This is a genomic window from Bradyrhizobium sp. 190 (genome assembly GCF_023073415.1).
Lineage (GTDB): Bacteria > Pseudomonadota > Alphaproteobacteria > Rhizobiales > Xanthobacteraceae > Bradyrhizobium.
Genome location: NZ_JADPJL010000030.1, coordinates 39748 through 46630, shown reverse-complemented (window position 1 = coordinate 46630; position 6883 = coordinate 39748). Strand labels below are relative to the sequence as shown.

Below are 6883 nucleotides of genomic sequence, written 5' to 3'. Positions count from 1 at the left end.
CGACATGCAGGAATATTTCCGTGTCAGCCCGCCCTCGGTTCACCAGATGGTGCTGACGCTGGAACGAGCCGGCCTCATCACAAGGCAGCCAAGGACGCCGCAGCATCGAGGTCCTCGTTGATCCGAAACACCTGCCAGAGCTAATCTGACCGCCGACGCAATCTATCAAATTCACTGTGCAGAGCCACTAGGTGACAAGACAAGCGTCCGCGAGCTGCGCTTCCGCGTCCGTCCGATTTGCACGCTACAGCACTCTGGACTTGGCGGCGGCATAAGGGGACTCTTTGTTTGGTATCGTAGTCCATTTAGATCGATGCATCTCGGGCAATTGGGGTACGCGCAGATGGCGCCGAAACGGGTCAGCAGGAACCTCGTCAGCGGCCACAACGGCAGGCCTTCTGGCGAGCCCGCATCGACAGCGTCGCGCCATGGATATGCGCATCTCACTCAGCGGGGTTTTGATCCGATTGGGGGGGAGATCATCGAAGCGCATGCAGGGACCCATGGTTGACAATGATAACAACAACCGGCGCCGGCTCGTCGAGTTCAAGGACGGTTGCCGCTATGGCAAATTCGGAAAGACTAAGGCTTATGAGCTGATCGCCCACGAGAGGACCGGGCCTACAAGATGGGGGCAAGACCATGATCGATCTCGACAGCGTGGATGAATATCGCGCTTCGCTGCCGAGGGTCGAAACAAGAGCAAGCTAGGCCGCCGATCTGCGCAGCGAGACGGCGGACGCACCTTCGCGCAGGCTGACAAGACGATCAGACAAGGCTGCACAAACACACGCATTCGGCATAATAGGCCGCACTGTTATAGCTACCTGGGATCTTGTTTTTGTCACCCTTGCCAAACTGGTCCGGCGTCGCGAGGGACTTTCTCCACGTCGTGGCGAGTTGAGCTTCCACATCGTTGGTAAACACGCCCTTCTCGTTGAGCAAGGTTGACGCGGTCGAGCGGAAGCCGTGCGCGCAGTGGTCGCTGCTGGCGCCAGCATCGCCGCAGCCCTCTCAGTATGTTGTTGGACATTAGTAGACCGTCGGCCATCGGCATTGGACGTCCAGTAGATCGCGGACAGCGCCGCGCGATCAGCGGTTCGGCGCCGGTCTTGTGCGAAGCGCAACCCTGTCGACCCCACGAAGCCAATACGAGGTAGTTGTCTCACTCGGCATGGTGGGCTCAATGGATCGGGTCGCCAATACCGGCCCTTGACCTCGCGATAGCATGTTAGGTCGGGCCGCCAGGAACTCGAGTCAAAGGAGGGTTTGATTCCAGTTAGGGCGATTGGTGAGACCGGAACGGGATGGGCCATGCCGTTGCCGGCATTTATTTTTGCCGGCGAATACCGCGCGTCATCTTGCTGGTATTTCTGTTGGTACCGACAAAAGCAGACGACGAAATGTATTGCAAATTCAGGTTACGCACTCGAAATCGATGGGCGACTCACGACTGAATTTGCGATCAATAGGACTCGGCGACGACTTCCCAGAACTGGAGTCCATCGAATGAAAACACCCTCATCGCCGCACTTCACGCCCGTGGATCTGAAGCCATATTTCAATGCCAGGCGCCGGGAGCTCGACGAGCGGCTCGGCAAGCGCGCGGGCGACACCGGCTGGATCGACTCATTGCGGGGGCCGCAGACGCATCGCGGCATCCCGTTTCTGAGGTAACCCTGTAGACCACGCCACCAGCACCCGGCCACAAGGGCTCCGTCGGGCGAACCATGGCGGCATGGGCGGTGTACAGCATAGCCCATACCTGCACACGTCCCATATGCTGCCGTCGATGTAGCCTTTGAGTATGTGTGTGCGTTCTGCGCACCTTACCGGTGGGAGGGTCGAGCGTGGATGATGCGGTGACCAAATCATCCGGACGCACATGGATTCGAGCAGCCGCCGCACGTAAGCGTTGGCGACCGCCTCCACCTGAGAGTCGCCCAGCTGGGCCAAGGCTCAGTAGAGCAGGCTTGTCGCCTAGAGCGAGTCGCTGCTGCTCTCGGCAGCCCCAACCGCACTGGCCTCTTCGACCTTGCCGCCGGGAGTGCAACTTCCCGTGCGGCTTCATCTCTGAGGAGGATGCTTCCGAGTGCGGCACGGTGATAGAAGCCGAAGCCCTAGAACGCTGCCCAGTGTAGGGAGCGCGGCAGCATCCGGCGCAGCGCGGCATGCGCGTCGGCGATTGGGAACCGCTCTGGATCAGCGATAGCTGCGAACGCCCATTCTCCGTCCCCAATGCGCGCCCAGTGCGGCCGCCCTGAGTTGTAGCGCCTCGGGTCTGCGGAATATGCGCCAGCATACTCGCGCGCTCGGATAGATATTCGCTTCTCGACAAGGTTTGGCTCCAACAAAATTCCTCTGCTCGCCTTGGCGCGGCGCGCGGAGTAGGCAGACAGACTGGGTTCAGTTGCCGATGTAGACGCGGCCGCGCTTCTTGGCGATGCGATAGACCACTACGCTCAGCAGCGCTATCAATGATCCGTAGACGGGGAATATCCAGGTCATGTGCTCGCGTTGCAGCCACACCATAATATCCCGCGGCAAAGGGAAGGAACACGCAAGAGATGATCCGCCAGCTCCAGCGCCGGTTGACCGGCTTCTCGCCTGATATCTGCCCAGCGGCATCGCTGCGCGTGTTTCTCGGAGCGCGGCCACTGGCTTTAGCAAAAGGCGTTTGGCACCTGTCGAAAGTTGATATTGCTGCCGCCCTCCTCGGCGACAGCACACGCTTCTGAGTTTTCACCTACGACGGCCACACAGTGGGGTTCTTCTTCAACTGGCGCTCGTGGAACGGGCGTGACGCTCCGCCGCCCATTTCAGACCCGGATCGGCTGGAATTTCCCGAGCGACCAATTGTCTCCGGCAGCAAGGGCAGGCCAAACCGTACGCGACGATCGACCTGCTCGGCAAAAGCCTTGAAGCGCTCGAGCCCGAGCACGAACGCCTCGTCCTGCTTGGATGGCGGCATCGGCGGCGTAATCGTGAGGTGGTATCGCGCATGGAGAGCCACTATTTCCGCGATCATCGCGATGTCGGTTCGCAGACTGAGCACCTGCTCATTCGTTCGCTCGATGGCCTCGTAAACGGCTTCATTCCGACTTGAGCTCGGTTCTTCCCGGCGCTCGCCGCTAATCTGCATACTCCAGCTTCCTTCTCTCTGCGTCTGCACACCGCCCGCGCTTGCACGCGCGTGGTCTGGATGTTCGGTCGAAACGGATGAATCGCCCTGCGATGACGCACGACAAAAGGGCCGAGACCGCATGCCGCTTCAACCGCGGGGACATTCTGGTCGTAGTCTGGCGTACCGAAAGAAAGAAACGGCGGACTCCTAAAGACCAGCGCCAGACGTCTCGTAGCCTCTTGTCCCTCTAGACAGTCAGGTCGCCGACAGACGAGCGATTTCGCGGACGGTGCGTGCACCCTTACTTGAAATCGACAAAGTTACCGATCCTGAAAAGAGGCGCAGGCGCAATCTAGATGGCGCCCTCGCGCCGCGACGTCGCGAACGACCCCTGCGGACGCACCGGCGTTATTCCTGTGGGGTGATGCGCCTCATAAGAAGCGCACCAGCTCATGCGCGCGCGACCGAATACACCTGCGCCTCACCGATTTCCGGCATGCATCACCAGCGTGCGATAGGATTAACAACCGTTCGCGTGCCGCGCGTCGAGCCCGGCTCACGGCCCTTGAAACGTATCTGCTGGCCCCGGTGCGACCACTCACTTGTCGAGAGGCCTCAGGGGAACTGTCGGCCGCACTGGCAGGCGGCTGGATCGCGCAGCGGGTCCCCCTTGCTATGGCTGCAGACGTAGCGCTCGTTGTGCCCGTCCTCGCGATCCAGGAGATTCATCGGTCCCCCCGCACTCCGGGCATCGCTTCCGGATCCGATGGAGGACTGCCATGTGAATTGCCCCTGCCGACGGCGAGCTTACTTGCGCCAGATCGGCTGCTACAGGCTCGTCCCAGAACATTCCGCGAAAGGCCCACCCTGCTCGCCCGCCTTGACGTCGGAGCCGTCGATGTACTTAAGTGCAATCCTGGTAGCGTTGAGTGGGAGCACATCATGGATGTCGAATTCGACAGGACCTTTGCACAGCGGGCCCGCGATCTGGCCGATAAGGCCGACCCGTTCACGCGAAAGCGGCTTCTGGTGCTGGCCGAGAAATACGATGCCAAGCTCGGCAAGCCTTCGCCGGCCAGCCGCAATGTTCAACGCACGCTGCCGCTGCCCCGCACCGTGCCAGCCGTGAGCGCCATCTCCGATGCTGGCGAGGCTTGACGAAGAGCGCCGGCAGCGAGGTCGACTGCGACGCCTGCAGCGGCAGCAAGCATCACACCTCCAACGCGCTGGATTTTCTAGGTACGATTCACGAACTACACCGGGAAAGGATGCGCACTCAAACCGGATGAGCATGCCGGATGTCACCCGTCGACCGCCCTCACCGCACTTCGGAAGCACTGCGGTCGCCGAGCAGCTTGCCGGTGGAGGCATTCACGAAATGGACCGAGGAGCATGCCGGACAAACGACCGGCAGATGAGTGTCGGGACCGATCTGCTCCAGTCCTGTCAGCAGGTGCTGCACGTTCATGCCCGTGCGCGGGCACCTGAAAAGTACTGATTGCTCCATCCGGCCAGCATAGGCCTGGATACTGCGCCCTGAAACTGCGGTTGTTTACTGAGAGCGTGCGGGCGCCTCCCGGAGCACCGTGCGGCAGCAGTTATGAATCTTCATCGCGTCTGGAGGCTGGGCCGAGGACAGTTTTGCGTATTCTTTGGCCCAGTGCTCAAGCCGCGCGGCTGGGTCCGGATCGTTGAGCGCAAGCGTGGGCACCTTCTCGGCGAGTAATCTGGTTTTATCGTCCTCCGTGGAATTCCTAACCCGAATCGGAGCTCGTGTTGCGCAGGATGCTGGATGCCCTTGCATGGAGATCACCGTAGCTTGAGTGCGCGTTCACCTTCAGTCGCCAGCTTCCCCGGCGAGGATCGCCTGGACCTGATCTCCCCGCCGTTGGGCGCCACTCGGAAAGACCTGCCGTGACGAGCCGTCTCGAGCTGACGATGTGGCCTCCCGATATGAGCGTATCCTCATCGAGGCAACATCCAGATCTCGAGGCGGGGCGCTGCAAGGATGGGCGATGCGGCGGTCAGCGCAACAGTTCGAACACCTGAAGCGAACTTGCCGCTGCAGTGACGCGGTGCGCTGTAGGTTGAAGGCCATTGGCGAGGCTCCGCAGCTGGGCATTTCTCCAATAGAGAATCGGTCCGGATCATGCGAGCGGCCCGCATGGCCCTGCTGCAAACTAGCTCTTTCTCTTTGCGCATGTGAATCTCGGACGATTACCTGTATCTCCGGCCGTTCGGGTCGAAGCCGGGATGCGCCAGTCTCCGGCCCGGGCGGGGAGGACCATTAACTCTCAAGCGGACCCGCAGCACGGTCCTCGCGGTGAAGGCCGGTAGTCGCCACGCTCCTGGGAGGAACAATCCGTTCATGGACGTGCGAAGAAGGTGTCCGGTCGATCAGGAGGCTGATCAGTTCAGGGCGACTGTAGTGACCGCTTGCATCCATCACTCTCTTGCGCCCGTCGATTTCGATGAAGTCGAGATCGGCAATAACCTCTCCTTCACCTTCCTTCAGGGGTTCGCCTATCAATTGACCATCGGGGGCAACGATAGCCGTGAAGCAACCGCCCGAAATCGGAGCGATAGCAGCGCCCGTGTCGTTGGCAATTTGGGCTTGTTGGTCGGCGTTGAGCCATGCGGTTGCGCTGACGACGAAGCAGGCCGATTCAAGGGCATGCTGTCGGGTGCTCACTTCCGTTTGCTGGGAGAAAAGGGGGCCGAAGATCGAGCCGGGGTACATCGCGGAGTGGATCTGCTCGCCATCGGCAATCAAGGCGTATCTGGCCAGCGGGAGATAATGTTCCCAGCACGCAAGCTGGCCGATACGGCCAACGGCGCTGTCTACGGCGCGAAGGCCGGCACCGTCGCCTTGGCCCCAGACCATCCGCTCATGATAGGTAGGGGTGATCTTGCGGCGACGCTGGATCAGCGTGCCGTCCGCATCGAACAGGAGCTGAGTGTTGTAGATCGATCCTCCATCCCGCTCGTTGGCGCCGACGGAAACGACCATTTGGGCGTCCTTGGCTGCATCGCCGATCGCATGCGTCTCCGCAGAGGGAACCATAAGGGATTGCTCAAGCAGCCTTTGATGCTCCTTGGCAAGCGTGAAGGGCGGCTGCACGAACGAGAAATACGGGTAGTAGGGAATGATGGTCTCGGGAAACGTGGCGAAACGCACCCCCTTCTTGCCTAATTCGCGAATCTTTTTGGTGATCTTCTCGACTGTCCCCTCTCGGCTGTACAACACGGGGCTGATCTGTACGGCGGCTGCCTTGACGATGTTTCTCATTCTCTTCTTCTGCTCATTGTGAGTGTCGAGCGTTGCACTGGAACTGGTGTAGAGGACGACGGATGACTCTCACCGAGGGCTCTTCGAGCACATCGGCAGGGCCTGTTGGACTCAGGGCCGTGTGCGTCCGCCGTCTCTCAGGCGTTGCCTGATTGCAATCTGACGTAAACGGATAACGTCGCATCAGTTTGCTGAAGGGCAGTGCACGTTCTCGCATTTTTCGACAGGATGTTCGCACAGTAAGACCGTACAACGTGGATTGCTAACACAGAGGACCTGCGATGCAACTCGCAAAAACTGGTAGGGCAACCATTGAGAAGACCTTCCAGAACTCTGGAGAGGCTTCCGCTTGCTCAAGCAAGCAGCGTTACTCCATTGAGCGGCAGCTCGGATGGAGGCCGGACCTCGTCTCAACTCGCTTCAGATTTCAGCATTCATGTCATGCGGCCTGCTACCCCTCAGATATCTGC

7 protein-coding genes are annotated in these 6883 nt (G+C 60.2%); 3 read left to right on the top strand and 4 right to left on the bottom strand.

The features are described from left to right. Positions 1-1509 precede the first annotated feature (1509 nt). On the top strand, positions 1510-1677 hold the full coding sequence (locus tag IVB22_RS19390; RefSeq protein ID WP_247518881.1) for a hypothetical protein: 168 nt from the start codon (positions 1510-1512) through the stop codon (positions 1675-1677). A gap of 729 nt (positions 1678-2406) precedes the next feature. On the opposite strand, the gene IVB22_RS41405 is transcribed toward IVB22_RS19390, so the two are convergent. Further along, positions 2407-2529, bottom strand: coding sequence for a hypothetical protein (locus IVB22_RS41405; protein WP_256467435.1), 123 nt, complete (start codon positions 2527-2529; stop codon positions 2407-2409). A gap of 38 nt (positions 2530-2567) precedes the next feature. Here IVB22_RS41405 and IVB22_RS19385 point away from each other — a divergent pair, with 38 nt between their 5' ends. Next, the gene (locus IVB22_RS19385) at positions 2568-2738 is read left to right on the top strand and encodes a hypothetical protein (protein ID WP_247518880.1); all 171 of its coding nucleotides are present in this window, start codon (positions 2568-2570) and stop codon (positions 2736-2738) included. A gap of 8 nt (positions 2739-2746) precedes the next feature. Here the strand turns inward: IVB22_RS19385 and IVB22_RS19380 are convergent, their stop codons facing one another. Further along, positions 2747-3142, bottom strand: a complete 396-nt coding sequence (locus tag IVB22_RS19380; RefSeq protein ID WP_247518879.1) for a hypothetical protein — start codon at positions 3140-3142, stop codon at positions 2747-2749. 924 nt (positions 3143-4066) lie between these two features. Between IVB22_RS19380 and IVB22_RS19375 the strand changes: the two genes are divergently transcribed. Next, a complete protein-coding gene (locus IVB22_RS19375; protein WP_247518878.1) occupies positions 4067-4282 on the top strand; it encodes a hypothetical protein in 216 nt (71 codons plus the stop codon). Positions 4283-4442: 160 nt separating this feature from the next. Here the strand turns inward: IVB22_RS19375 and IVB22_RS19370 are convergent, their stop codons facing one another. Further along, on the bottom strand, positions 4443-4592 hold the full coding sequence (locus IVB22_RS19370) for a hypothetical protein (RefSeq protein ID WP_247518877.1): 150 nt from the start codon (positions 4590-4592) through the stop codon (positions 4443-4445). 819 nt (positions 4593-5411) lie between these two features. After that, positions 5412-6413: a nitrilase-related carbon-nitrogen hydrolase gene (locus IVB22_RS19365; RefSeq protein WP_247518876.1), complete on the bottom strand. Its 1002-nt coding sequence runs from the start codon at positions 6411-6413 to the stop codon at positions 5412-5414. Positions 6414-6883 lie beyond the last annotated feature (470 nt).

Coding starts and splice junctions, on each gene's coding strand:
- IVB22_RS19385 (WP_247518880.1), top strand. CDS start 2,568: ATGATCCGCCAGCTCCAGCGCCGGTTGACCGGCTTCTCGCCTGATATC.
- IVB22_RS19390 (WP_247518881.1), top strand. CDS start 1,510: ATGAAAACACCCTCATCGCCGCACTTCACGCCCGTGGATCTGAAGCCA.
- IVB22_RS19370 (WP_247518877.1), bottom strand. CDS start 4,592: ATGAACGTGCAGCACCTGCTGACAGGACTGGAGCAGATCGGTCCCGAC.
- IVB22_RS19365 (WP_247518876.1), bottom strand. CDS start 6,413: ATGAGAAACATCGTCAAGGCAGCCGCCGTACAGATCAGCCCCGTGTTG.
- IVB22_RS19375 (WP_247518878.1), top strand. CDS start 4,067: ATGGATGTCGAATTCGACAGGACCTTTGCACAGCGGGCCCGCGATCTG.
- IVB22_RS19380 (WP_247518879.1), bottom strand. CDS start 3,142: ATGCAGATTAGCGGCGAGCGCCGGGAAGAACCGAGCTCAAGTCGGAAT.